General features: G+C 68.4%; 23 protein-coding genes and 1 tRNA gene. 6 read left to right on the top strand and 18 right to left on the bottom strand.

Features of this window, described 5'->3' with window-relative positions; translation table 11 throughout:
• The first annotated feature begins 30 nt into the window (after positions 1-30).
• Complete coding sequence (locus NDI79_RS03140) at positions 31-333, top strand: DUF7111 family protein (RefSeq protein WP_310926989.1); 303 nt, start codon at positions 31-33, stop codon at positions 331-333.
• Positions 334-354: 21 nt separating this feature from the next.
• Here the strand turns inward: NDI79_RS03140 and NDI79_RS03135 are convergent, their stop codons facing one another.
• The gene (locus NDI79_RS03135) at positions 355-1,056 is read right to left on the bottom strand and encodes a protein sorting system archaetidylserine synthase (protein ID WP_310926988.1); all 702 of its coding nucleotides are present in this window, start codon (positions 1,054-1,056) and stop codon (positions 355-357) included.
• A 144-nt stretch (positions 1,057-1,200) separates the two neighbouring features.
• Here NDI79_RS03135 and NDI79_RS03130 point away from each other — a divergent pair, with 144 nt between their 5' ends.
• Complete coding sequence (locus NDI79_RS03130; RefSeq protein ID WP_310926987.1) at positions 1,201-1,686, top strand: cupredoxin domain-containing protein; 486 nt, start codon at positions 1,201-1,203, stop codon at positions 1,684-1,686.
• Positions 1,687-1,691: 5 nt separating this feature from the next.
• On the opposite strand, the gene NDI79_RS03125 is transcribed toward NDI79_RS03130, so the two are convergent.
• The 5 genes from NDI79_RS03125 to NDI79_RS03105 form a co-directional block, all read right to left on the bottom strand.
• Positions 1,692-2,099: a hypothetical protein gene (locus NDI79_RS03125; RefSeq protein ID WP_310926986.1), complete on the bottom strand. Its 408-nt coding sequence runs from the start codon at positions 2,097-2,099 to the stop codon at positions 1,692-1,694.
• Positions 2,100-2,289: 190 nt separating this feature from the next.
• On the bottom strand, positions 2,290-2,937 hold the full coding sequence (locus NDI79_RS03120; RefSeq protein ID WP_310926985.1) for a 30S ribosomal protein S3ae: 648 nt from the start codon (positions 2,935-2,937) through the stop codon (positions 2,290-2,292).
• Positions 2,934-3,296 carry a KEOPS complex subunit Pcc1 gene (locus NDI79_RS03115; RefSeq protein ID WP_310926984.1) on the bottom strand — a complete coding sequence of 121 codons (363 nt, stop codon included), beginning with the start codon at positions 3,294-3,296 and terminating at the stop codon, positions 2,934-2,936. The genes NDI79_RS03120 and NDI79_RS03115 overlap by 4 nt, the downstream gene beginning before the upstream one ends.
• Entirely contained in the window at positions 3,293-4,495 is a 1,203-nt protein-coding gene (locus tag NDI79_RS03110) for a hypothetical protein (protein ID WP_310926983.1), read from the bottom strand. Before NDI79_RS03110 ends, NDI79_RS03115 begins: the two co-directional genes overlap by 4 nt.
• 20 nt (positions 4,496-4,515) lie before the next feature.
• Positions 4,516-4,980, bottom strand: a complete 465-nt coding sequence (locus NDI79_RS03105) for a 30S ribosomal protein S15 (protein ID WP_310926982.1) — start codon at positions 4,978-4,980, stop codon at positions 4,516-4,518.
• Positions 4,981-5,209: 229 nt separating this feature from the next.
• Here NDI79_RS03105 and NDI79_RS03100 point away from each other — a divergent pair.
• Positions 5,210-5,281 (top strand) — tRNA-Ala (locus NDI79_RS03100).
• Positions 5,282-5,579: 298 nt separating this feature from the next.
• Entirely contained in the window at positions 5,580-7,154 is a 1,575-nt protein-coding gene (locus NDI79_RS03095) for a TrkH family potassium uptake protein (RefSeq protein WP_310926981.1), read from the top strand.
• A gap of 24 nt (positions 7,155-7,178) precedes the next feature.
• On the opposite strand, the gene trkA is transcribed toward NDI79_RS03095, so the two are convergent.
• The 4 genes from trkA to NDI79_RS03075 form a co-directional block, all read right to left on the bottom strand.
• Positions 7,179-8,516, bottom strand: coding sequence for a Trk system potassium transporter TrkA (gene trkA, locus NDI79_RS03090; protein ID WP_310926980.1), 1,338 nt, complete (start codon positions 8,514-8,516; stop codon positions 7,179-7,181).
• 135 nt (positions 8,517-8,651) lie between these two features.
• The gene (locus tag NDI79_RS03085; RefSeq protein ID WP_310926979.1) at positions 8,652-9,353 is read right to left on the bottom strand and encodes a universal stress protein; all 702 of its coding nucleotides are present in this window, start codon (positions 9,351-9,353) and stop codon (positions 8,652-8,654) included.
• 129 nt (positions 9,354-9,482) lie between these two features.
• Complete coding sequence (locus NDI79_RS03080) at positions 9,483-10,661, bottom strand: pyridoxal phosphate-dependent aminotransferase (protein ID WP_310926978.1); 1,179 nt, start codon at positions 10,659-10,661, stop codon at positions 9,483-9,485.
• A gap of 82 nt (positions 10,662-10,743) precedes the next feature.
• On the bottom strand, positions 10,744-12,201 hold the full coding sequence (locus NDI79_RS03075; RefSeq protein WP_310926977.1) for a right-handed parallel beta-helix repeat-containing protein: 1,458 nt from the start codon (positions 12,199-12,201) through the stop codon (positions 10,744-10,746).
• A gap of 161 nt (positions 12,202-12,362) precedes the next feature.
• Here NDI79_RS03075 and NDI79_RS03070 point away from each other — a divergent pair, with 161 nt between their 5' ends.
• Positions 12,363-13,187, top strand: a complete 825-nt coding sequence (locus NDI79_RS03070; RefSeq protein ID WP_310926976.1) for a formate/nitrite transporter family protein — start codon at positions 12,363-12,365, stop codon at positions 13,185-13,187.
• Positions 13,188-13,221: 34 nt separating this feature from the next.
• Here NDI79_RS03070 and NDI79_RS03065 read toward each other — a convergent pair whose 3' ends face one another.
• Positions 13,222-13,581: a DUF8066 domain-containing protein gene (locus NDI79_RS03065; protein WP_310926975.1), complete on the bottom strand. Its 360-nt coding sequence runs from the start codon at positions 13,579-13,581 to the stop codon at positions 13,222-13,224.
• A 106-nt stretch (positions 13,582-13,687) separates the two neighbouring features.
• On the opposite strand from NDI79_RS03065, the gene NDI79_RS03060 reads away from it, so the two are divergent.
• Complete coding sequence (locus NDI79_RS03060; RefSeq protein ID WP_310926974.1) at positions 13,688-15,151, top strand: DUF7289 family protein; 1,464 nt, start codon at positions 13,688-13,690, stop codon at positions 15,149-15,151.
• Between the two features lie 42 nt (positions 15,152-15,193).
• Here the strand turns inward: NDI79_RS03060 and NDI79_RS03055 are convergent, their stop codons facing one another.
• From NDI79_RS03055 to NDI79_RS03025, 7 genes are read right to left on the bottom strand one after another with little or no spacing between them, the layout of a single operon-like run.
• Positions 15,194-15,952, bottom strand: a complete 759-nt coding sequence (locus NDI79_RS03055; RefSeq protein ID WP_310926973.1) for a DUF7289 family protein — start codon at positions 15,950-15,952, stop codon at positions 15,194-15,196.
• Complete coding sequence (locus NDI79_RS03050; protein WP_310926972.1) at positions 15,949-16,404, bottom strand: DUF7266 family protein; 456 nt, start codon at positions 16,402-16,404, stop codon at positions 15,949-15,951. The genes NDI79_RS03055 and NDI79_RS03050 overlap by 4 nt, the downstream gene beginning before the upstream one ends.
• 1 nt (position 16,405) lies before the next feature.
• The gene (locus NDI79_RS03045; RefSeq protein ID WP_310926971.1) at positions 16,406-18,289 is read right to left on the bottom strand and encodes a hypothetical protein; all 1,884 of its coding nucleotides are present in this window, start codon (positions 18,287-18,289) and stop codon (positions 16,406-16,408) included.
• On the bottom strand, positions 18,286-18,978 hold the full coding sequence (locus NDI79_RS03040; RefSeq protein ID WP_310926970.1) for a DUF7288 family protein: 693 nt from the start codon (positions 18,976-18,978) through the stop codon (positions 18,286-18,288). Before NDI79_RS03040 ends, NDI79_RS03045 begins: the two co-directional genes overlap by 4 nt.
• Positions 18,978-19,418 carry a DUF7287 family protein gene (locus tag NDI79_RS03035; protein WP_310926969.1) on the bottom strand — a complete coding sequence of 147 codons (441 nt, stop codon included), beginning with the start codon at positions 19,416-19,418 and terminating at the stop codon, positions 18,978-18,980. The genes NDI79_RS03040 and NDI79_RS03035 overlap by 1 nt, the downstream gene beginning before the upstream one ends.
• Positions 19,415-21,466 carry a type II secretion system F family protein gene (locus NDI79_RS03030; RefSeq protein WP_310926968.1) on the bottom strand — a complete coding sequence of 684 codons (2,052 nt, stop codon included), beginning with the start codon at positions 21,464-21,466 and terminating at the stop codon, positions 19,415-19,417. Before NDI79_RS03030 ends, NDI79_RS03035 begins: the two co-directional genes overlap by 4 nt.
• Entirely contained in the window at positions 21,463-24,900 is a 3,438-nt protein-coding gene (locus NDI79_RS03025; protein ID WP_310926967.1) for a type II/IV secretion system ATPase subunit, read from the bottom strand. Before NDI79_RS03025 ends, NDI79_RS03030 begins: the two co-directional genes overlap by 4 nt.
• Positions 24,901-25,291 lie beyond the last annotated feature (391 nt).

Genomic DNA, 25,291 nt, shown 5'->3' with positions numbered 1-25,291 from the left:
CTTCGACTACCGCCTCTCCCTAGGACCCCTATGACCGACGGCGACGCCGACGACGAGACGGCCGACGACGAGGCGACGGCCAACGGAATCACCGCGCGCTACTACGAGACGGAGTCCGAACGAGTGCTGGCGTTCGAGGCGGGCGGCGCCACCGCGGCCGTCGCGCAGAACCGCGAGGGGTACGCGATGCTGAAGGTGCGACCGACCGCCGACGGCGACGAACTTGAGCGCTACTACGGTTTCGACATGGCCCTGGACCACGCCGCCGAACTCCTCGGCGTCTCGCCGAACGACCTGCCGGTCCCCGAGGACGCCGCCGACATGGGGATGTAACGTCTCCTCCTCGCCGCCCGCTCAGTCGCGCCGCCAGTAGAACAGGGGTCCCAAGAACAGGTACGACAGCGCGAGAAACAGCAGTCCGAACGCGAACCCCTTCCCTAGGTGGCCGGCGAGGCGGCGGCCGTACGGCCCCGAGAGCAGCACCGCAAGCGCCTGCACGACGCCCATGACGAGGGCGTCTTGGGCGTGTAAGTCGGGGTACGTCACCGTCGTCACCATCAGCGCCGCGAGGAGGTAGACGAGGGGGACCAAGACGACGGGGTCGGCGAACCCGGCGAGGACGCCCGCCGCGAGGATGGTCGCCGCGAGCGTCGTCTGGACGCCCTCCGTCTGGGCGTGGTCGCTGTCGTAGGCGGTGTAGAGGCCGAGTCGGGTGACCGCGGCGGCGACGAACAGGGCGGCGCCGGCGAGGGCGACGGCGAGGCGGAGGCGGTCGAACGGCCACGCCCGTCGGGCGACGACGGCGACCAGGAACGCGGGGGCGACGCCGAAGGAGGCGACGTCGGCCAGCGAGTCGAGGTACTGGCCGACGGCGGTGCCGCCGCGGCGGCGGGCGATGACGCCGTCGAGGGCGTCCGCGATGGCCGCCAGCAGGATGAGACGCGCCGCGAGGGCGACGCTCGCCGTCGCCGCGACGGCGGCGAGGAAGCCGAGCGCAGCGTTGCCGACCGTCACCGCGTCGGCGAGGCCCATCTTACCGACGAACCGGGGCTTCATACAGTCGGCGTGGACGACCGGCGCTTTACGTTTTTACATTCCGGGACCGCGGGGCGCCGTCGCCGGATTCCCGACTCCGGGTGCGCGCGTCGACAGCGAGACGCCGACCGCGCCGCATTTACCGCTCGACGTCCGAGTGTTCGTATGGACGAAGCCGAACGGAACCGCGCCGCGGACACTCTCTCCCGGCGTCGCGTCCTCGCGGGAGTCGGGTCCGTCGCGGCCGCGGGTCTCGCCGGGTGTTCGTCGGCCGCCGAGGGCGACTACGACGTCGGCATGACCGCCGTCGCGTTCACTCCCCCCTCGGTCACGGTCTCGGTCGGCGAGGAAGTCGTCTGGCGGAACACGAGTTCTCGCGGACACACCGTCACCGCCTACGAGAACGAAATCCCCGACGACGCCGAGTTCTTCGCCAGCGGCGGGTTCGAGAGCGAACAAGCCGCGCGAGAGGCCTACAACCAGAACGTCGGCGGCCTCATCGACAGCGGGCAGAACTACTCGCACACCTTCGAGGTACCCGGCGAGTACCGGTATCTCTGCATCCCGCACGAGTCCCAGGGGATGGTCGGCACCGTCGTCGTCGAGGAGGGCGGGTCCGAGACGGGAGCCGAAACCGGAACCGAGTCGTAACCGCGCTACTGTCCCGCGAGCCAGTTTTTCGCCTCCGAGTCGGTGGCGAACACGCGGAACTCGAAGCCGGGGTCAATGGCGCTCAACTGGGACTCGATTCTGCCCATGTCCATGCTGGCGATGGCGGAGTCGGCGTACACTCCTGCGCCACACGTGACGCCGTGCCCGATGAGAGACGGAATCCACGTCTCGGCCAACCACTGCTTGTCGTCCGCGTCGTGGGCGGTGACGTTCTGCGTGTTCACGACGTAGTGCTCGGCCCCCGTCTCCTCGATGAACGACTCCCACTCCCGAGCGACGGTGCGGAACCGCTCGCCCGAGACGTACTTGTTCCACGTGAAGACGGGCACGCCCAGTTCGTCGTCGAGTTCTATCGTGTGTTCGGCCGTCCGTTCGATAGTCTTGGCAGACATATTGATTTAGTGATAATAATATTAGATATAACTTTCTATATTAACTGCATATTCGAGAGGCGGACCGAAGACGGCCGCACGCGCGCCGGGGACCGGCGTACGGTCGCCCCTCGATTCGGCGGAGCGCCGCCGCTCGGGGGCGCGAGAAAAGTCGAGAATCGGAGTCGTCCGGACCGCTGAGAGGCGAGGCTTACGCCTCTTCGACTGCGACGTCTTCCTCGTCGACGTCGACGGCGGCCTCCTCCTCGGCGGCGACCTCTTCGGGGCGCGCTTCGAGGGTGAGTTTCTGGACCTCCACCCGGCGGAGCGGGTAGATGGTCTTCGCCTCGCCGTAGATGGCCGAGGAGAGGTTCCCGGCGACGACGGCGCTGTCGACGAGTTCCTCGAACGTGCGGTCCTCGGCGGCCTCCTCGACGTAGTCTATCATGACCCGTCGGATGGCCTGCTCTTGGCTTCGGTCGGCCTTCTTCGTCGTGAACGCCACGGGCTGGAGTTGGACGCGGTAGTCGTCCTTCGTCAGCACCGTGATGCTGGCCGAAATCTTCGAGGCGCCGCGGCGGACGAGACTACGGAGGTAGTCCCGCGCGAGTTCGTGCTTGATGAACTCGGTGTACGCCGAGTCGCTGGACACGTCGTTCACCTTGAAGGTGAGCTTCGTGTTGTTCGCACCCTGGTCGCCGGTGAGGTCACCCAGCGTGACCTCGATGGTCCGGCCGTCCACCTTCTCGGGTTCGTCGGCCATCGTCTTGCCCAGTTCTTCGCGGTCGAACTGCTCGGGCGCGACGAGGGTGTACCATCGCTTTCCGCGCTTCTGCTTTGAGACTGATCGTTCGCTCATAGGTTGTTGGTTGCTGTGTCGATGACGGCGTCTGCCACCGTCAGGTTGACCACGGTGTCGTCCACCGTGGACTGAAGCCCGCCGGTCGTCTCCCGTTCGACGGTCGTCACGAGGGCGTCCCCCTCGACGACCATCGACATGGAGTCGGTGTTGTCCGGGCGGAGCGACGCCGCCACCCTCTCGGCGTCGGCGTGCGTCGTCCGCAGGCGGGCGGTGCGAGCGGTCGACGGGTCGTCGGCCGAAACTCGGTCCTCCGAGTCCGGGCCGTCCGCCGTCCGCTCGCTCGCTCGTTCGCTCGTCGGTCGTTCTCGTCCTCGCTCTCGTTCCTGTTCTCGCTCGCGCTCCGGTTCGTCGGTCACGTCAGGGCCTCCCTGACGGCCGCGATGACCTCGGCCTCCGGCGCGTCCGCGCCGAATCTGACGACCGCGCGACGGGCGTCGCCCGCCCACGCGCCGCCGTCTTCGTCGCCACTGCCGAACTCCTCGGCGAGGGCCGACGCCGCGTCCGCCGCGCCGCCGTCGACCGCCGCGAGCGCCGCCACGCCGTCGCCGAGGACCAAGGCCGTCGGTTCGGGCGAGCGGAAGTCGCGGCAGAGTCGGGCGACGGTGGCGAGACGGCCGACGCGTCCGGCCACTTCCTCGGGCGCGCGGACGACCTGAACGCCCTCGTAGCGCCCGACGTGCGCCCCGCGAAGGGCGCGGTGGGCCGCCGCGGCGTGGTCCCGCCACGCGTCGAGGGCGGGCACGCGCGCGTCGTGTCCGAGCGCCACGGCGACGCCGGTTCCGGGTCGCTCCCGGGCGACGGCGTCCAGCACGTCGGCGTAGCCGCCGAGCGTGGCGAACGGCGCGTCCGGCGTCGCGTACGGATGCAGCGCGCGTTCGACCGCCTCGGCGGCGCGTTCGGTGGCGTTCTCGTCGCCGGCCACGTCGAGGGCGACCAGCGACGCGAGTCGCCGGTGGGACGCCTCGTCGAGGTCGGCCGGCAGATCGAGTTCCGCGAGGGCGGCGCCGGCCGCCTCCCGGTTCCCGGAGAACGACGCGTGCGCCAGCGTCGTGTGCGCGAGTCCGTCCGCGAGGTCCGCGACGGGCGCGGCGACGCCGGGGCGTCGCGCGACGGCGCCCGTCTCCTCGGCGACGGAGAGCAGGCTTCCGTCCGCGGCGCCCGGGTGTTCGCCGGCGGCGACGACGCCCGCGAGGGCGAGCACCGGGTTCGGTCCCGGTTCGCCCTCGGGGGTCAGCGCCGACGCGATTTCGTGCGCGCGGAGGCTCGTCGTCCCGTCGCCGGGTGCGACCGTCTGGTCAGCCCCCGGCGCGTCGAGTCCGACGGCGACCAGCATCCCGTCGCCGTCCGGCGGCGCCGCCCGCGGGGCGAACGCGCCGGTCCGAACGTGGAACGGCACGCCGGCGCGCCGAAGGGCGCGGGCGAGCAGTCCGCCGGCCGCGAGGGCGTCGCCCTCCGCTCGGCAGACGACCCGAACGAACGAGGCGTCGGCCAGCGCGGACGCGACGCTCTCGGCGGGGGCGTCCGGCGCGCGGGTGTGGTCGGGTCGTGCGGACATTCGAGAGAGCGGCTATCGCGTTATTCGAGGAGTTCGACGGCGACGTCGTAGCTGTACGTGAAGTCCTCGTCGAGTTCGTCGCCGCGGTAGTAGTTGACGAGGCGGCGAATCTTCGACTCGGTGTTCTGGAGCGCTCGCTTGTTCTGCATGTCCTGCGAGTTCTCCTCCATGTGCTCGCGGAGTCGGATGGCGCGCTCCATCAGGTTCCGGAGGTCCTCCGGAAGTTCGGGCGCGGCGTCGTTCTCCTCGAGGATGGTGGTTATCTTCTTCCCGGTCGCGAGTTTCACGTCCGGGACGGGCGTCCCCTTGACGCCCTCGTCGCGAAGCTTCAGACCGATCTGACTGGGCTCGTCGCCCTGCTCCGCGAGTTCGACGACGCGGGACTCGATGTCCTCGGCGTCGACGTCGCTCCACTCCGGGGGGTCGTCTGCCACGGGCTTGTCCGAACCGGACTGACCGCGGCGGCGGGTGTGCATTCGTGCCATTGGTATAGGTTGGAACGGCACAGACCGCAGAAAGGCGTGACTGGCGACCGCGAACGGTCGCGCACTTCCGCAATCCCGAGCCGCGCGAGGCGCGGCGAGTCAGATTTGCGGCCGTGCTGTTCCCGTCTGTACCCTGCCCCGACCGAGGGAAAAGCGTTGCGACACGGGGTCGAGCGCTCCGAGTCGAAGGCCTTAATACCGACACCGGGAAACGATTTGATGCGTTCGAGGGCTCGTAGATCAGTGGTAGATCACTCCCTTGGCATGGGAGAGGCCCCGGGTTCAAATCCCGGCGAGTCCACTACTATACCTCCGTCATAACAAGGGTTCACGACCGCAAGGTACGGGCTCTGAGACGGACGGATTCGCCATTTCTGGCTTAGAGATTACTCCTTCACAGAAGGGAGTTCAACAGAATTTCAAGCGCGGGTCGCCGCCTGCTTGCGATTCTGTGAGAGAACGGAGGTTATCGGCCGTAGTCGAAGACACGGAGCGGGTCCCGCCGCCGTTCCGATGCCGTGGACGCACTCTCTCGTCGGAACACCGTCGCTCCCGATATGCCAAATGCCTTATTACCTCGCTATTTAAGTACGAAATCAATGAGTCCTAGCCTTCCCGGGTCGAGGAGCATTCCGGGGTCCGCTCTCGACAAATATGTAGACTATCGTTCGAGCCTGAGCTTCATCGGGAAAGTACTCCAGTATCTGGCTATCACGCCGCTGCTTCCCATCGTCGTCGCCCTCTACTACGGCGAGAGTATCCTCCCGTTCGTCGTCACGTCGGCCGTGATGGTCGGCGTCGGGTTCTCCCTCGAACGACTCCGCCCCGACCCCGACCTCGGTCACAGAGAGGGGTTCCTGTTCGTGAGTCTCACGTGGCTCGTCGTCCCCGTCGTCGGTATGCTCCCGTACCTCATCGCCGGCAACGGGACCGTCGCACAGCCCGTGAACGCGCTGTTCGAGAGCATGAGCGGGTTCACGACGACGGGGTCGACGCTCCTCGGAGAAATCTCGTTCGAGCGCCACTCGCGGTCGATACTCATGTGGCGTCAGCTGACACAGTGGCTCGGCGGCATGGGGATTCTCGTTCTCATGATCGCGATTCTCCCCGAACTGTCGGTCGGGGGCGCCCAAGTCATCAGAGAGGAGTCGCCGGGCCTGACGGTCGAGAAGCTCACACCCCGCATTCAGGACACCGCCCGCGCGCTGTGGGGTATCTACGCCGGGTTCACCGTCCTCGCCGTCGTCGTCTACTACGGGCTTCACCTGCTCGGGGTCGCGCCCAACATGGACTTCTACAACGCCGTCTCTCACGCGCTGACGACGCTTCCGACCGGCGGATTCTCCCCCGAAGCCCGGAGCGTCGAAGCGTTCTCGCCGGCCGTCCAGTGGGCGGTCACCGCGTTCATGATCGTCGCCGGGACCAACTTCGCGCTCTTTTGGTACGTCCTCAGAGGCGAACCCCGGCGTCTCGTGAAGAACGTGGAGTTCCGGTCGTATCTCGTGGCGATGGCGGCCGTCAGCGCTCTCTTCACCGGACTACTGTTCACCGGCGTCGGACTCGCGGAGGTGCCGCGGATCGCGCCGGTCGCGGGTGACTTCGAGAACGCCCTTCGGCAGGCCGTGTTCCAGACGGTCGCCATCGTGACGACGACCGGATACGCGAGCATGGACTTCAACACGTGGGACCAGTCGGCACAGCTAGCGCTCCTCTTCGCGATGTTCCTCGGCGGGTCGGCCGGGTCCGCGGCGGGGTCGATAAAGATCGTCCGGTGGTATCTGATCCGGAAGTCGCTGTCGCGCGAACTGTTCCAGTCGGTCCACCCCGAGGCGGTCCGCCCCCTCAACCTCTCCGACGGAGCAGTCGACGACGACACGCTCAGGAGCGTCTTGGTGTTCGTGGTCACCTTCCTCGTCATCTTCGCCGTCTCCTCGGTGTTGCTCTACCTCGACGGCCTTCGGGTCGGTCTCGACCTCTCGGCCATCGAGGCGGTGAGCGCCTCCATCGCGACGCTGGGCAACGTCGGCCCCGGAGTCGGAATCGTCGGTCCGATGAACAACTTCCTTCCGTTCTCTCCGGCGGCGAAGCTGTACATGGTATTTCTGATGTGGATCGGACGGCTGGAGGTCCTGTCCGTGCTCATCGTGCTCACCCCGTCCTACTGGCGCCGGTGAGGTCTCGCCGACCCGCTCTTCGACCTACACGGCGGCGAGGACCCGTTCTCTGACGTCGGCCTCGATGAACATGATGACGTGATCGCCGACCCGAATCCGCGTCTGTCCTCGCGGCGTCACCATCTCGTCGTCGCGCGCGATCGCACCGATGACGACGTGGTCCGGGAGTTCGGCTATCGACTCCTCGACGGTGCGGTTCGCGAGCGCGCTCTCCTCGTCGACTTCTATCTCGACGACCTCCGCGCGGTCGTCCCCGATGAACGAGAGTTTCTCGGCGATCTGCTCGCGGGTGAACCGGGCGATCTCCTCGCCGGTCAGTATCTGGGGGTTTATCGGCACGTCCACGCCGACCTCCTCGAACAGGTCCCGGTACTCCTCGGATTCGATCACCGAGATGGTCCGCTGTACGCCCAACCGCTTGGCGAGGAGCGAGACCATGAGGTTCTTCTGATCGTTTTCGAGCGCGGTGACGACGGTGCTCGACTTCCCGAAGTTCTCCCGTTCGAGGAACTCGGTGTCGGTCGCGTCGTTGTTCAGGACGACGACCTCCGGAAGCTCTTCGGCCACCTCCGCCGCGCGCCGTTCGTCCTGCTCGATGAGGCGGACGTCGATACCCCGGTCGTGGAGCCGCCGAGCGACGTGAACGCCGACCTCGCTTCCGCCGATGACGAACACGTTGCTCACGTCTTTCGGCATCTCGTCGGGCACGGCTAGCAGCGCGAACTCGGACACCCCGTCGGGGCTCCCGATGACGACCACCTTGTCCCCGGCGGCGAACGTCGTCTCGCCGTGCGGGATGATGATATCGTCGTCCCGGAGGACGGCCGCGAACGTGAGCGCGTCGGTCCGGTCGGCCTCTCGAATCGTCTGCCCGACCAGCGGGCTCCCCTCGACGATGCGGAACTCCGTCATCTGAACGAGTTCGTGGGCGAACCGGTCGACGTCGAGCGAGAGCGGCAGTTCGACGACCTGCGCGACCTCCTCGGCGGTGAGGGACGTCGAACACACCATGAAGTTCACGCTGAACGCGTTCTGCGACCGTTTCCAAGTGTCGAAGAGGCTCACGTTCTTGACGCGCGCGATCGTGAACGGGTCGGCGACGGTCTTCGCCGTGCCGCAGATCGCGAGGTTGCTCTCGTCGACGTCCGTGCTGGCGATGATCAGGTCGGCCCGGTCGAGTCCGGCGTCCTCCAGCGTCTCGAGGGACGTTCCGTCGCCCTCCTTCGCGAGCACGTCCAGCGAGTACGTGAGTTCCTCCACGCGTTCGGGGTCACGGTCGACCACGACTACCTCGTGCGCCGACGCGAGGCTGGACGCGATGTTCGATCCGACTTCGCCGGCCCCGACGATGATTATCCGCATCGGGGGCCGCCTCCCGTGTCGTTCATGGACGAGGATTACGGCGGATCGGTATGAGCCTTATCGCCTTCGACTCGGAGGACTCGCCGCGACCGCTACTCCGGTTCGTCCGCGGGACGGAGACCAGAGACGGTTGTTCTACTCCCGCACGACCACGATGGGGTGGTCCGTCTCCTCGGCGATGGAGTCGTAGGTCTTCCCGAAGACGCGCTCGAAGGAGGGGTCCTGCGTCTCGCCCATCACGAGGAGGTCGTAGCCCGACGCGGCCTTCCCGATTTCGAACGGCGCGTCGTCGCCGACGACTACCTCCGTGTCCGTACGCAGTTCGGGGTAGCCCGCCTCGACGAGTTGCTCGCGCACGCCGTCGAGCAGTTCCTCGCCCGCCTCGACGTCCTCCTCGGACTCGGCGGCGTAGAACAGCGTGGTGTGGACGAGCACGTCCTGGTTGAGACCGCTCAGGAAGTCCGCGATGGGTCCGGCGAACTTCTCGTCGCGGACCGGCACGAGGATGCGCGCCAGCGTCGTCAGCGGCTTCGGGACGAGGAGGGCGTCCACGTCGCGTTCCTCCGCGACGCGCGTCCACGCGTCGTGGGCGTCCTCGCCGATAACGTACTCCACGTCGGCCGTCTCGCCGCGGCGGACGAACTGGGCGGCGAGGTTGTACAGCGTGTGGTACGCCTCTATCTCCCGGCGGTGGCGTTCGTCCTCGTCGAGGCTGTCGGCCTCCTCGTCGAGGCCGAGGAGCACGACTCGACAGGAGGAGAAGGCGTCGACGAACGTGGAGGGGAACGGTTCGGGGTCGGGGAACTGAACGGGGACGAGTATCGTCTGTGCGGACATGTTCGAGTGGACTACCGGCGTCCAGCCTAACAAAGCTCCCGGTCGAATCCGAAATCCGAGCGCGAAATTAGTGATGAATACGAAATAAGATGCCGCTCTCGCCTCGTCATCCGTAACGGACCGTCCTACTCACGCCGCGTCGCCGCGCTCGTTTCGGACCATGCGCTCGAAGCGGTCCATCCCGAGGTCGATGCGTTCGACGTCGTTGGCGAAACTGAACCGGAGGTAGCCCTCGCCGCCGCGGCCGAACGCGCTTCCGGGGGCGGCGACGACGTCGTACTCGTACAGCAGTCGCTTCGCGACGTCCATGCTCGACCCGGGGAGGTCGGTCACGTCGACGAACGCGTAGAACGCCCCCTCGGGGGTCCCCATCGAGACGCCGGGAATCGCCGCCACCCGTTCGACGAAGCGGTCCCGCCGCCGTTCGAACGCCGCCTTCATCTCCTGTACGGGCGCCGTTGGGCCGGTGAGCGCCGCGAGAGCGGCGTACTGTGCGGGCGTGTTCACGCAGGAGGTGGTGCTCTCGTGTATCTTCGTCGCGGCCGCCGTCACCGGTTCCGGGCCGGCCAGCCACCCCACGCGCCACCCGGTCATCGCGTACGTCTTCGAGCAGGAGCCGACGGTGACGACGCGGTCCGGGTGGTCGGTGACGGACGCCAGACTCGGCTGGGGGCGGTCGTACGTGAGTTCGTGGTACACCTCGTCGGCGACGACGTAGGCGTCGCGTTCGGCGGCGGCCTCGACGACCCGTTCCATCTCCCCGGCGTCGAACACCCGGCCGGTCGGGTTCGACGGCGAGGTGAGCACGACGGCCCCCGTCCGGTCCGACATCGCGTCTATCACGCGGTCGGCGTCGAACGCGAAGTCCTCGGCCGCGGGCAGGGGCACCTCGACGGGGTCGGCGCCGGCCAACTCCGTCTGCGAGAGCGGGTTCGGCCACGCGGGCGTCGGGACGACCACCTCGTCGCCGGGGTCGGTGGCGGTCAGGAGCGTGAGGTAGAGCGCCTCCACGCCGCCGGTGGTCACGACCACTCGGTCGGCGTCGGCGTCGGCGCCGCGTTCCCGGAGCGTCTCCGCGACGGCCTCCCTGAGCGGGTCGATACCCGCGTTCGGCGTGTAGTTCGTCTCGCCGTCCCGCGCCGCCCGCACCGCCGCGTCGACGACGTGGTCGGGCGTCGGGAAGTCGGGTTCGCCGACTTCGAGGTGGACGACGTCCTCGCCGTCGTGCGCGTTCGCGAGGTCGAACAGCGTCCGAATCTGCTGCGGTTCTATCTCGGCCACCCGGTTCGAGACGGTCGGGTCGGTCATCGGTTACGCTGCGTCGGGGGACCCCTTGGCTGTTGGGACGGCGGCGAACGGTCGACGGGACGTTCGGACCGCGACCGTCCGCTCAGCACACGTAGTTGTTCTCGACCACGTTCTCTTCGAGTTCGGCGGGGTCGACGTCGTCCATCGGCGCGGAGACGTCGATGCCGCGGTCGTTCGCGCAGACGACGTTGCGGGTGACCCGACTGCCCGCGGCGTCGCGCAGGAGGACGCCCACCCCGCCGTTCGCGCTCACGGTGTTCTTGCGGACGACGAACGCGCCGGGTTCGTCCTCGGACGCGGTCAGTTTGAGTCCGTCACCGCCGTTGCCGAACACGGTGTTGAACTTGAACGTCGAGTCGGAACCCCACGTTATCGAGAACCCCTCTTCGGCGTTGTTCGAGAAGGTGTTCCACTGCACGTCGCACCCGTAACACTGCGCCGTCGCGACGCCGTCCCCGCCGCATCCGACGACGGTGTTCGACCCGAACTCGCTGTCTATCATCGACACGAGGGAGACCCCGTCGTCGTCGGCCCCGACGACGAGGTTCTCGACGACCACGCTTCGTATGAAGTCGCCGACGCTCACGCTGCCCCCGACGATTCGGTTGCCGCGCACGGTCGAGTCGGTGTAGCTTCCCCCGAAATCGTCGTCGACGAACTGGTTGTGCAGGACGCGCGAGTCGGTCGCGTACGCTTCGAGTCCGACCTCGTTGCGCGCGAACGTGTTCCGCTTCACGTCCGCGTTGGAGAGGTCGTCGAACCTGAATCCGACACGCTCGTTGTCCGCGACGACGTTGCCGACGGCGTTGAGACCCCTTACGTCGCCGGCGGGCCCCCCGACGCCGTCCGCGGCGTTCGAGAGCAGTTGGTTGTCCGCCACCCGCAGGTCGTCGGTGTCCCCGATCAATTCGACGCCGTGTCCCCGGTTCGGAACCGCGACGCCGTTGTCGGCGACGAGACAGCGTTCGACGGCGACGCCCGTCGTGCGCCGGAACGCGAGGCCGGCGTAGCCGTTGTCGGCGACGAGACACGCGCGAACCAGCGCGTCGTCGGCGCTCCCGTACTCCCGGCTGTCGGCCCCGGTGAGGCCGTACCGCCCGTTCTCGCGGAGGAGACACGACTCGGTTCGCGCCCGCTTCCCGCCGGAGAGGTGGACGCCGGACTCGCCGTTGCCCTCCGCGAGGACGTTGAACAGGGTGGCGTCGTCGCCCGCTACGTGTACTCCGTTCCGTTCGCCGGAGACGCGCACGTTCTTCACGGTCACGTCGTTCGCGCCGCGGTAGACGCTGATGCACTCTCCGCTCGCGTTGCCGACGGTGTGACCCTGCCCGTCGACGGTGACGTCGCTCGCCGCGACGTCGAGGGCGGCGGGACCGCGTTCGGCGTCGACGTCGGCGGTGAGAACGTAGTCGCCGGGTTCGGTGATGGTCGTCGGACCGGATATCCCCGTCGCGCCCGCGGCGGCGGCCGGGAACGACCCCCAGGCCGCGAGTCCGGCGGCCGCCGCCCCGGCCTTCAGCACGTCTCGTCTCGATGGCACGCCCTCGGGTTCCATCTGGAGCAGATAGTCTGGTCAAGTGTTAGTAATTGGCACGATATCCGAAAGCGAGCCCGTCCCGCGGCGGTTAATCTATCCCCCTCGAGACAGATCCACCCGCCGAAAGACCGTTACACCGGCCGCGAGAAACATCGGAGAATCAGATGAGTTCGGACGAGTCGGAGTACTCCGGCGCGACGCTGTCGTATCGGCACATCCTCGAACGCGAGATGGAGAACGCGCTACAGGAGATTCACCGGCCCGTCGGAGGGGTGTTCCTCTCGGCGTTCGCCGCGGGCCTCAACCTGAGTTTCGGCGCGCTGTTCATGGCGATGGCGCTGACGTTCTCCGGCGGGTTCGAGTCGACGCTCGTCCAGCAGACGGTGCTGGCGGGTATCTCCTCCATCGCGTTCCTGTTCGTCGTCGTCGGCCAGACCGAACTGTTCACCGCGCACTCGACGATGGCCATCCTCCCGGTGGTCGACGGCCGGGCGTCCCTCGGCGAACTCGGACGCGTCTGGGGGGTCACCTACGTCGGCAACCTGCTCGGCTGCGTCGCCTTCTCGGCGCTCGCGGCGACGCTCGGGCCGGCGATGGGCGTCGTCGACTCATCGTCGTTCGGGGCGCTCGCGGGCGCACTCGTCCCCCACCCGTGGTGGGTCGTCCTCCTCAGCGGCGTCGTCGCCGGGTGGCTGATGGGACTCGTCACGTGGCTGTCGGCCGCCAGCCGCGACACCGTCGGGCGCATCCTGTTCGTCCTCCTCGTCACCGCGCTCATCGGGTTCGGCCCGTTCCACCACAGCATCCTCGGCACGACGGAGGTGCTGACGGCGCTCCTCCTGGGTCAGGGCGTCGGCCCCGCCGGACTCGCCCACTTCCTCGTCTGGACCACGCTCGGCAACGTCGTCGGCGGGTCCGTCTTCGTCGGCCTCCTCAACTACGGCCACGCCTCGCGCCCGGGCGAGGAGCAACACGTCGAGTTGGAGTGACCGACGGTGGGGCCGCCGACGGACTCGGGCCGCCTCACCACCGGTCTTCGAGGTGGTCGCGGGACCGGCCGTCGGCCGTTTCCGTCCGTTCTCCCGGGTCATCGGACCGGGCCGCCCGATTCCCGCCGCGTGAGTCGCCGCCGGTCGTCCGACCCGTCCCCTCTCTCGACTCCAACGCCGCGGCGATGCGTTCGGTGGCGTCGACGAAGCGGTAGAACGCGCCGACGAGTTTGTACGCGACGACGGCGGTGACGACGAACGCGCAGGCGAGGACGCCGAGCAGTATCTGCCCGGCGATGACGAAGCTATACAACATCACGAGCGCGCAGAACGCGGCGAGGGCGATTCGGGTGCGCGTCGAGAGCCGACCGGGTCGAGGGGACGCATCAGCCATGCGCCTCTTTGCGGCCGCCCGTGTTATCACTTCTTCGAGACATTCTACTATCCTTGTCAGTTAACTTTTGCAACAGAATAATGTTCTCGGCACCCCATAGGCGACCATGGCATCGAACGCGCGCGCGCAATCGGAGGTTCTCGGCGTCGTCCTCCTCGTCGGACTCGTCGCCACCACCGCGACCATCACCGTCTACATCGGGTCGCTGGCCCTCCGGGACGTGTCGGTGGAGACGGACGGGGAGAACGCCGTCCAGTCGATGCGTCAGGCGGACTCCCGGTTGAGCCGCGTCGCGTACAAAGAGGAGAGCGGACAGGTCGTCCTGTTCGGCGGCGCCGACGAGAGCGTCACCGTTCGCGACGACTCCCGGTTCGTGGTGACGATGAACGATGACCCGGCCTGTCGGGTCAACGTGACGATGGGGAGCATCGTCCGCGAACTGGACGACGGGCGGACCGTCGCCTACGAGGGCGGCGGCGTCTGGCGCACCACCGCCGAGGGGGCCGAGATGGTGTCGCCGCCGGACCTCCAGTACCGCGACGGGACGGTGAACTTCCCGATGGTGAGCCTCTCGGGTCCCCTTGACGGCCAGACGAACCGGCTGACGGCGACGAAAGACGTCGCCGCCTCGCGCGAACTCGCCCGACAGGTCCGCGAGGAGCTCTCGAAACCGGCCTGCGCGCAGCCGCAGAACATGACGGTGACCGTCGAGCAGAGCGCCTACTACCGGGCGTGGGGGGAGTTCTTCGAGAAGCGCGTCGGCGGAGAGATGACGTACGACGACGACGAGCGAACCGTCTCGACGCATCTCACCGGCCTCGGTGAAGTGTGGCAGAGCGGGTCGAGCAACGTCACCATCCAGCGCAACTTCTCCGCGCGCGTCGACGTTCTCGCGACGGAGCTGTCGGGGTCGAGTTGGGGCCGCATCTACTACGCGCCCATCAACTTCAGCGTCCGAATCGACGGCGAGGCGGTTGAGCCGTGGCCGGCGAACCCCGACCCGTACGCCGACGAGATAATCGCGAAGGACCTGAACGACCCGGATAAACCCGAGCAGTGGTCCTACTCGTTCGACGGCGAGGCGGGGTCGACGGTGAGCGTCGAGGCGACGTCGTGGTACGCCGCCGACAACGAGTGGGCCGACAACCGCACCGTCGAGCGGAACGGCGACACCTACTACCAGGTCCGCCCGCGCGACACCGACGGCCGCTACCCGAACGACGGCGAGCGCATCAGCATCGATTCGACGACGGACGATCCGAACCTCGTCGTCCTCGGCGACGGCGACAGGGTGCCGTCGTTCGAGGAGGCGGCGCCGTACCAACTCGGTCTCGAGGAGATTTTAGGCGACAAGATAGACGAGGACGGCCGCCTCCGACTGGACGAGAACCAAGCCGTCTTCCTCTACGAACTCTCCGACCCCGACGCGACGCCCGAGGCGGCCGCGGGGTCGGGCGACCCCGACTACAACGATGCCGTCGTGCTGTTCGAACTCGAACGGGCGCAGTCGGCCGGGACCGACTTCCACGTCCACATCGCGGCCAACCAGGTCCGAGTCGTCAGCGGTTGACGACCCCGCTCTCGTTCTCTCTCTCTCTCGCTTCCCGGTCGGCTACGACACGAACGAGACGCGCAGGAGCGTCCGCGTCACGTAGACGCGCTCGGTCGAACAGGTGAACTCGTCGCCGCTCCGGGTCCACCCCGACTCCGCCATCGACGGCGCCATCGCGTCGGCGTAGGCGCCGGCGTCTATCGTCACCGTTGAGGCGTTCGGCGACGTCCCCGTCGCCGGGTACAGCAGGCTCCGCGACTCCGCGCTCCCGGTCACGAGCACCGAGCCGTCGGTCCGCACGTCCGGGTTCTCCGCGCCCCCCGCCGCCCTGAGGACGACCAGCGACACCGTCGCCTGTTCGGGCCGGCAGGCGAACGACGGCCGCTCGACCAGCGACCGGCCGAGCACGTCTCCGTCCTCCGTTCGGTCGGTCCGGACGACCATCCCCGAGACGTAGGCGACGGCGACGTCCTCGTCGGAGAAGACGAGGGCGCCGGGCGTCGTCGCGTGGACGTACGGCGCGCCGCCGCCGCCGACGGAGACGGTCATCTCCTCGCCGTCGGCCAGGCGGAGGCGCGACCCGCCGAGTCTGACCTCGCCCGCCTGCGCGGGGGCGGCGCCGCGCTCGACGTCGCCGAAGCTCTCCGCGAGGGCGCCGATGGCTCGCTCGGCGTTCGCGTCCTGCTCGGCGTCCTGCAGGTCCGTGACGGCGCCGAAGCCGACGGTGTAGACGACGCCGACGGAGGCGACGACGACGGAGAACGTCAGGATGAACCCCAGCGTCTCGCTCACCGCCCGGTCGTCGAGCCGTCCGCTCATGCGCTCGCCTCCAGCCTGACGGCGCCGCCGTCGTGGACGACGACGACGCGGCCGCCCGGAACGGTGGACTCCGTCACCGCCGCGTCCACGCGGACGGGCACCGCGACGCGGGCGTCCGGGTCCGAAGACTGCAGGACGAGGCAGGGTTCGACGCCGCCGCAGGCGTCCGGGTCGTCGGTCAGCCGCACGGTGTAGAACCGGCCGGTCACCCGGTCGACGTGGTCGGCGCGCAGCGTCGCCGTCCCGCCGGTCCCGCGCGCGGCGAGTCGCTCCGCCGTGGCGAGTTCCAGCGAGAGTCGGTGACCGATGGTCTCCAACTGCTCCTCGGCGGCGTGTTCCCGCTGGTCGGCGAGCGTCGACCCCGCGGCGACGAGGAGGCCGCTGACGAGGACGGTGACGATGGCGATGGTCAGCACGTGCGTCATCGGCGAGGAGAGCGCGCGGTCGTCCACGTCAGGCCACCCCCGCCCCCCCGTCGGCCGCGACGGGGTCGCCGTCGTCGTCGACCACGGCGCTCGCGGCGTCGTCGGCGACGTCGACCGCCCGCAACTCGCCGTCGGCGTCGACGTACACGACCTCCTCGTCGCTGTCGAGGTCGAGGTCGAGGACGCCGAGGCTCGTCGCCGTCGCCTCGCCCGCCGTACTCCCCAGGGAGTCGACGCCGTCCTCGTCGTACAGCGCGATCTCGCTCCCGTCGAAGAACGGCACCTCCTCGTCGCCGTCGCCGTCCGCGTCGAACGGCCGTCCGACGGCGTCGGGACCGGCGACCGACGGACCGCCGTCGCTCACCGACCCGTCGAGTTCGAGATACCGCACCGCGCCCGCGGAGTCGTCGACGTACACCAACTCCTCTGCGCCGTCGCCGTCCACGTCGCCCGCGCCGGCCACCGCCGAGGCGTCGACGCCCGGGACGACCGTCGACGGTTCGCCGGGCGCCGCGCGGCGGAGTTGCCCCGACGAGGTGGTGTAGTACACCGAGAGGCTGCCGCCCCAGTCGGTGACGACGAAGCGCCGGTCGGCGGCGCCGGAGGCGAGCGTCCGCGGCCCGGCGTCGTTGCCGTCGACGACCGAGAGGCGCCCGGCGCCGTCGACGAACGCCGCGTCGGGGTAGCCGTCGCCGTCGAAGTCGGCCCGCTGAGAGCCCACCGCGACGACGCCCGTCGCGTTGTACGTCGCCGCGGCCTGTCCGTTCTCCGCGAGCGTCGCCACGCGGTCGCCCGCGCCCGTCGCGAACGTCATCCCGCCGGCGACGAGGCCGGTGCCGCCGGCGAGGCCGCCGGAATCGGGCGCCGTCCCCGGGACGGTGTCGAAGCCTTCCGTCGGCGGCGAGGCGAGGGCGAACGGGAGGCCGTCGTTGGGCGTGACCGTCACCGTCGTCTCGGCGTCGACGCTCGCCGAGTAGAACGCCACGTCCGCCGTCGCCGATTCGAGTTCGGGGACGACGAACGGCGCGGGTCCGACGTCGCCGGCGAACCCGGCGTGCGGGTCGCCGTCGGTCACGAACCCGTACGTGCCCGTCATCCGGTCGGTCGCCCCGGGTCCGTCGTGGACGAACCGTACGTCGTAGTCGCCGCTCAGCGTCTCGTCCGGCGGGCGGAACGAGTCGTCGCCGTCGGCGCAGGGGGCGTGAATCTCTCCTCCGCTGATGTCGACGCGGACGCCGGTGTCGTTCCGCCGGCCGGACTGGGGGAACACGCAGTCAGTGACGGTGCCGTCCGGTTCCTCGACGAGGACGCGCGCCTCGTTCCGCGGGTTGTCCCAGTACGTCGACAGGCGCCAGCGGTCGGTCCCGTCGTCGACGACGACGCGCGCCGTCGCGTTCTGCGCCCGGTGGACGGGGAAGCGCAGAACGGTGACGTTGAACTCGGTGAGTTCCCCCGCGTCCGAGACGACGGTCCAGTTCTCCGCGCCGCCCGGACTCGTGAACGCCCGCGACCGGTCCGTCTGCGCCACCAGCGAGTGCGACCCGGTTGTCGTCCCGTTCAGGGAGACGGTGACGGCGCCGTTCCCCGTCGAGGCCACCGCCGCGCCGTAGTACTCCTCGTAGGCGGTGAGGTTGTCCGCGAGGCGCGAGGGGTGGAGGTACGTCCGCCCGTCGACCACGCGGTACGAGGAGGCCACCACGAGCGTTCCGACGTCGCGGCGCGCCGAATCGATAGCCGTCCCGGCGTCACCGGCGGAGTCGACGCCCGCGCGCGGCGAGACGTTCGCCGTGTACAGGCCCGCGTTGAGGACCACGACGAGGCCGATGAACACGACGGCGACGGCGACTGAACCGGCGAGGAGGAGTTGCCCCCTGTCGCGGCGCGGCGCGCCCTCGCGTCGGAACCGCGTCACCACACCACCACCCGCACCGTGACGACGTTGTACACCGGACCGGACAGGTCGCCGGCGTAGAACCGGCCGTCGGCGTCGGCGAGCGTCGTCGCCGTCGGGACCGGCCGCGCCGTCCCGCCGGCGTCGTCGATTCGGTGGAGGCGCATGTGGTCGTACAACGTGACCGTCACGCTCGCGGTGACGGCGTTGTCCGTCGGCGTCCCCCGGTCGACGACGGCGACGGTGCGCGTCGTCGTCGGGTCGGCGGCGTCGCGGTAGTCGAAGTAGACGTTGTAGACGTACCCCTGCTCGGTGAACGAGTCGTTCAGCAGTTCGTGCATCCGACCAGGGGGACCGTACCCGTTTATCTCGCCGCTCGGGCCGAACTCGACGTAGCCGGACGCGTTCGTGTACGACCACGAGTCCGAGGTGGAGGAGTTCGACTCCGGAAACGCGCCGACGCTCCCGTTGGCGGAGGCGTCCCACAGGAGGGCGACGGCCCGCAGTTCGCCCTCCTCGTGTCCGATGTCGAGGACGTCTTGCGCCTCGGTCCGCAGGTGGGACTTCACGTCCCGGTCGACGGTGCCCGCCGTCGTCGGCGTGAGCACGATGGCCTGATAGGCGAGGAGGACGCCCGAGAGGAGGACGATGGCGGCGGCGACGCCCTCCAGCGTGAACGCCTGTCCGCGGTCGCCGTTTCCGTCGGCCATCACCACACCCTCACGACGAGCGAACACGAGGGGTCGCACTCGGCACCGGGGCCGGTAACGACGCGCGTCACCGACGCCGTCGGCTCTCCGGCGTAGTCGTCGCCCGCCCGCGCGCCCGCGCCGACCAACTCGACGCTCACGCGCTTCCGTGGGGCGAGTCCGTACGTCGCCCGGAGCGACGCCGCCGTCTCCGCGTCGAAGAAGGCGTCGCTCGCGTCGGCGTCCACTCTCACCCCCGACTCGTCGGTGATGCGCTCTCGCACGTCGATGGCGATTCGCTCCGCGCGGGCGGCGTCGCCGCTCTCGACCGGCGTGTCGAACGGCGCGTACACCGCGGGGACGAACGCGAACGTCGTCGCCGCCGCGAGGAGGAAGACGCTGATTCCAAGCGTGAAGTCCTGCACCGTCTGCGCCCGGTCGTCGGCCGCGAGCGAGGTCATCCGACCACCGCCCACACCGCGAGCGCGACGGTCTGCAGTATCACGACGAACTTGACGCCCGAGACGATGTCCGCGTTCCGGATGTAGCCGCTGATGAGACCCGACAGCGTCGCCTGCAGCGTCACCGCGTGGAGGAACAGGAGCGAGAGCAGGGCGGTGTCGACGCCGCCGCCGAAGTCCGGGCCGCCCTGCACCGCCTGCGACCCGCCGCTCGAACTCGCCTGCGCGGTCAGCCCCGCCATCACGTCGAGGAACTGCGTCTTCAGGATGGCCATCACGGCCAGGAGCGTGACGTACGTCATGAGGATGATGGCCACCTGCATCATCGTCCGCGACTTCCGCTCGCGTTCGATGTCGTCCTGGTTCTCGGAGGCCTGCGCCGCCGTCGTCAGCACGTCCGTGATCTGACTGGAGGCCTCCTGCGCCTTCGTGATGAGCTTCACCGTCCGGGCGAGGCGCGGTATGTGGTACTTGTTGTTGAACTCGACGAGCGCCGACCGGAGGCTCATCCCGTAGTTCACCTTCGCGTACAGCACCTCGAACTCGTCGGCGAGCTTTCCGGAGGAGGTGTCGGAGACGGTCTTGACCGATTCGAGGAGCGTCTGGCCGGTGTCGTTCGCGCTGGAGAGTTTCCGGAGGTTCTCCGAGAGCTTTCCGACGACGGCCTGTCGCGAGCGGGTGTTCCACCCGTGGAAGAACGCCAGCGGGATGCCCACGGTGTAGGCGGGGACGTACCACCAGACGAACGTGCCCCAGATGGGCCGCTCTAACATCGCGTCCCACGACAGCGGCGCCGCCCCGCCGAGGACGGCCGTCCCCAGCAGAGCCAGGGCGGCGGGGACGGTGAGAAACAGCGTGTACAGGGGGTTGTCGCGGAAGAACAGGTGCGGTCGTTCGAGCAGTTGCTTCGTCTTGTACGTCCCCTCGCGCGAGCGGACGCGGTCGAAGAGGGTGTGCTCGCCGACGAAGCTCTCGACGAGACCCATGTGGAACAGCCCCTCCTTGTGTCCCTGCCGGAGGCGGTCGGAGGCGCCCGAGGGGTCGAGGTAGCCGTCGCCGGGCTCGTCCTGCTTCACCGTCGAGACGAGGACGAGGAAACCGACGCCGGTCAGCGGGATGAGCCCGTACACCGTCGCGTACAGGAGCGACTCCTGGGCCTGCCCGAGCATGCTCATGATGACGAGAATGATGATGAGGAGAAGCGGGAACAGCGAGAGCGTCATGTACATCTCCCCGAACAGTTCCAGCGTCTCCAGCGTCATCTCCTGCTCCTGCTTGGCCGTCCGCATGTGCTTGTCCTTCTTGTCGTCGAGGAACCGCTCCATGTTGCCCCCGGAGTTGACGATGGAGAGCATGTCGGTGAGGAACTGCGAGAGTTCGCTCGACGGCGACACCAGCGCCTGCTCGCGGATGGCGGTGCGGTAGTCCGTGCCGAAGTACTCCGTCTCCTGGACGATGCTCTGGAACTCGCGGGCGACTTCGCCGTAGGTGTCCTCCGCCCGACCCATCGCCTCCAGAATCTCCAGTTGGTTCAGCCCGCCCACCGAGAGGGCGTACATGAAGGAGACGGCGTCGGGCAGCAGCATGTTTATCTCGCGCTTCCGGGTGGAGGCCTTCGAGTACGGCATCGCCACGAGCGTTCCGAACCCCGCGCCGAATCCGAGGCTCCCGAAGACGACGCCGGAGACGAGCACCGCGAACGGCGTCTTCAGCGACTCCAGGAACGCCGCCGTCCCCGGGTCGGGAGCCGGGAGGCCGATGCTGAGCGTCGCCGGCGAGACGACGCCGAACGCGAACAGCGCGTAGCAGAGCAGCGACCCGAGGAGCCACAGCACCCCGCCGACGAGGACGCCGACGGCGAGGGCGTGCGAGAGGTACAGTTCCACCGTCGCCGGCATCCGCGCCTGTTCGAGTTTCCGTCCGATGTCGTTCACGAAGTCGCCCTCCTCGTCGAACAGCAGGCGGAACAGCGGGTAGAACGCGTCGCCGAGGGCGTCGGTGCTCCGGTCGAGTCCCCCCGGTCCGGAGGCGGGCGAGTCGAGGCTCATCTACTCGACTCCCCGTCTCCACCGCCGTCGGCGCTGCCGCCTCCGCCGTCGCTTCCGTCGTTCCGGCCGTCCGCGACGTCCTTCGGGTCGGCGTCCTCGAACTCCCCGAAGCCCCAGCCGTCCTCCTCCAATTCGGCGGAGACGTCGTCCAGTTCGCTCCCGGCGTCCGCGCCGAAGAGGTCCTCGATGCCGAACTCCTCGACCGACGGCGCTCCGCCGTCGGTCGTCTCGTCGTCGGGAGACGCACCGTCGACGGCCGTCCCGTCTCCGGCGTCGACCGCACCGTCGTCTGTTTCGGGGGCGGGTGCGGCGGCGTCGTCCGCGGCCTCCGCGGTGTCCGCGCCGTCGGGCGCCGCGTCGCCGGCGTCGAGTGCGGGCGTCCCCTCGTCTTCGAGTTCGCTCGGCCCGGCGTCCCCGTCGCCCTCCGCCAGTTCCGGCGGCGCCTCGTCACCCTCGGTCAGTTCCGGGTCGGGTCGGGTCGCCTCGTCCAGGGCGTCCAGCGCCGAGTGGTCCTCGTAGCGCGCGCTCACGTCCGGTTCGTCCCCCATCTCCCGAAGGGCGTCGGCCACCTCGCCGGTCTCCCGGCCGCGGTAGTCGCCGAACAGTTCCGCTTCGGCCCGGTCGAGGATGGCCCGGCAGAGTTCCCGCACCTCCTCGGGCGGGTCCGGCCGGGGGACCATCTCCTCCTTCTCGGGGTCGACGTTGATGTGGACCGACTCCATCTCGCGGAGGTCCTCCAGACTCCGTTCGAGTTCGTCCTCGGCCATCAGCGTCAGGATGGTGTCGGGGTCGTTGATGAACGCCTGGAGCGTGGCGGCCACCTGCGTGTACGTGTTGAGGCCGCGGTCGATGAGATAGGCGAGAACGACCCGCCGGAGGAACAGTTCGTGGTCCAGGGTGTCCTCGGTCCACCCGCGGTCGAAGCGTATCTCCTCTAAGGTGTTCGAAGAGCCCATCTGGAGGTACTCGTCGTTCTCGGCCTGCCACTGGTAGACGTCCTGGACGTTGATCTCGTCGTTCTCGGCGTCGTAGTGGTTTATCTCGGTCAGCGACTTGTTCCGCCGGACCTTGTTGCCCTGCACGCGCGTCGACATCTGGATGGACACCAAATCGAGGGCGGTGAACATCGTCTTCGAGACGTTGATGGGTTCGGTCGTGAAGCGCTTCAGCACCTCGCCGACGCTGTCGGCGTGGAACGTCGTGTACGTGGTGTGTCCGGTCGACATCACCTGAAAGAGCGTCCGTCCCTCCTCGCCGCGTATCTCGCCCATGACGATGTAGTCGGGACGCTGGCGGAGGGCGGCCTCCAGCAGGTCGAACTCGTCCACGTCGCCCTTGTCGTCGTCGGAGAACGACGGGCGCGTCACGGAGGCGATCCAGTTCCGCTGGGGGAGTTCGACCTCGCGGGTGTCCTCGATGGAGACGATTTTCGTGTTCGATGGGATGAACAGCGACACCGCGTTCAGCGAGGTGGTCTTTCCGGATGCGGTCCCGCCGGCGAAGATGAGCGACTTGTGGTTCTCGATGCAGAGCCACAGGAACGCCATCTCCTCCAGGGAGAACGTGTTCCAGTTGACGAGGTCGATAGGGGTGAACGGCACGTCCTTGAACTGCCGGATGGTGTAGTTCGTGCCGTGGTCCGAGACTTCGCGGCCGAGCGTGAGTTGCGCCCGGGAGCCGTCGGGCAGCGTCGCGTCCACCTGCGGGCGGCGCTTCGAGATGCCCTTCCCGGAGCGCTGGGCGAGTTTCACGACGAAGTCGTCCAACTCCGTCTTCCCGTGGAAGACGTTCGAGATGATCTGCTCGTAGTCGGAGTGGTAGACGAACACCGGCGAGTTGTACCCGTCGCAGGAGATGTCCTCGACGTTGATGTCGTGTTTGACGCCGTCGATTCGCTCGTAGCCGATGAAGTCCCGCCGGAGGTAGTACAGCAACTTCTCGACTTGGTACTCGGTCAGCGTCGCGGCGTCCTCCGCGAGCACCGCGGGTTCGGGACGCGCGGCGATGCCGTCGAGGCCCGCCCGCCCACGCGGCGGCTTAGCGAAGAGACCGTCGAGTCGGCCGCCGAGCGACGACTCGTCCAGTCCGAGTCGGCGGGCGAGCGCTCCGACCGTTCCGTCCCGCGGCCCGTCGACGACCGCCCCGCCGTCCGCGGCCGCCGTTTCCGTCCCACAGTCTGACTCGTCGTCGACCCCGCCGTCGCCATCGCCGTCGCTCCCGCCGAGTCCGAGGCGTCCGAGGAGCGTCTCTATCGTTCCCGGCCCCTCCGCTTCGCCGCCGTCGGCGGCGTCGGCCTCGCCCGCTTCGGGGAGCAGCGACAGCGAGTCGGAGTAGCCGTCCGGACCGGGGTCGTACAGGTCGTAGCGTTCGAGCAGTTCGAGCGACTGCCGTTCGATGACGCGGCGCCGGGTGCCGTCCTCCGTCCCGATGGTGCTCTCGTCGTCGTACTTGATGGCGGTGCGGAGTTTCCCGGTGAGGAACTCCGTGAGGTCGGCCTCGATCTCGTTCTGGTAGGGTTCGACGACGTAGTACTTCGTCTCGTTCTCCTTCGTCGAGCGGAAGATGACGACGAACGAGTGGGGTTTGTTCACCCAGTAGCGCTCCACCTCGCGGAAGTGCGTCTTCTTCTCCATCGGCACCGCCTTCTCCAGGTCGTAGCGGTTCGCCGCCGTCGTCAGACCGCGGTCGTCCGAGAAGAAGGCGTCCTCGTCCAACTCCTCGTTCACGTCGACGGTTCGTTCGTCGACCACCTCGTCCAGTTCCTCGGCGCGTCGGGCGCCGCGCGCGAGGGCGTTCTCGACGACGTCGGGGTCGAACCCGAGGGCGTCCTCGGCGTCGAAGCGTTCTATCTCCCCCTCCTCGTCGCGGGGTCGGGAGCCGTCGTCCTCGTAGTAGTACTCGCGCTTGTAGTGCTCCCACATCCAGACGTCCTTGACCACGGGCGTCGTCTCGGGGTCGCAGAACGCCTCGAACTCGCGCTGAATCCGGGCGGCCTCGCCCGCCGCCGCGCGAACCTCGTCCTCGGTGTCGACGGGGTGGTGTCCGAGGTAGCGCTCCTCGGTCGGGTCCAACTCGACGTTCCGCCAGTCCTCGCGGGTCGGTCGCGGCGGGGCGGCCGGTTCGTCGCCGTCGTCCCAGCGCGAGTCGGCGCGCGGTGTCCGCGGGTCGAGACCGCCGTAGAGCGCCTCTACGTCGCCGTCAGTGCCGAACTCGTCGAGGAAGTGCGCCCACGTGTACTCGCCGACGGTCGCGTTCGCTCCGTCCCCGGACTCGCCAGTCGATGCGTCCTTCGACTCCCGGTCCGCCGCACCTCCCGGTGCGACGTCGCCGTCGAGAGCCACCCGGTCGCCGCCGACCGCCCCCTCCAACGCGTCCTCGTCGTCGCCGCCCGACTCCCGTCGGACCGGCGGGGACGCGTCGTCGTCGGTAGCCATTGTTCTCCCGTCGCTCTCCCCGGTCAAAAAGGCTTCTGGAGATTTAAGCGCACATTTAACTATATTTCGACAAAATTGCAGAGTAAATAAGTTAATATTACATCTAAGCTGGTGAAACGATTCGCGTGATCTAGTTATATCTCCTCTAAGTATCTCTAACTGAACAATCTCGTATATGAGAATTGTCGTCGGTAGACGAAGCCGTTTCGGTCGCTCTAGGGTGTGATGAATCGGGGTTAACGACGGCTTTCGCCGCGAGTCTCCCTCGCAATCGGTCCGGCGCCTCAACTGTCGGCCGAGTGTCGCGAGGGGAACAGCGGAACTCCGCGTGCACGAGACTCGTCGCTCTCCAATTCGAGTCCGGGCAGGCGCGGCGGGACTCCCGCGAGCG

The organism is Halogeometricum sp. S3BR5-2 (assembly GCF_031624635.1).
In the GTDB taxonomy this organism is placed as follows: Archaea; Halobacteriota; Halobacteria; order Halobacteriales; family Haloferacaceae; genus Halogeometricum; species Halogeometricum luteum.
Note: the sequence above shows the minus strand (reverse complement) of the source record. Positions and strands in the feature narration are given on the sequence as shown.